This is a genomic window from Streptomyces sp. WM6378, from assembly GCF_001279695.1.
Classification (GTDB): domain Bacteria; phylum Actinomycetota; class Actinomycetes; order Streptomycetales; family Streptomycetaceae; genus Streptomyces.
In genome coordinates, this window is the sequence record NZ_LGDD01000238.1 from 1 (window position 1) to 282 (window position 282).

At 68.8% G+C, this 282-nt stretch carries 1 protein-coding gene; it reads right to left on the reverse strand.

Features of this window, described 5'->3' with window-relative positions; translation table 11 throughout:
• Positions 1-282 (reverse strand): SDR family NAD(P)-dependent oxidoreductase (locus ADK54_RS19635; RefSeq protein ID WP_159047847.1); only part of this gene is annotated, 282 nt, incomplete at both ends.

Here is a 282-nt window from a genome sequence, read left to right on the forward strand (position 1 = left end):
GTAGCGGCGGGAGCGGTTGGGGTCGCTCCACTGGATGTTGCCGGTGCGGTGCAGCGACGACGACACGTTGACGACGCGGCCGCCCGGGTCACTGGTGAGTGCCGGTTCCAGGAGGCAGGTCAGGAGGTAGTGGGCGAGGAAGTTGACCTGGAAGGCGATCTCGTTGCCGTCGGCGGTGATGGTGTGCCGCTCGGGGGCGGCCATGCCCGCGTTGTTCACGAGGACGTCCAGGTGCGGATGCGTCTCGATGACCCGGCGGGCCATGGCCTCGACCTCGTCGAG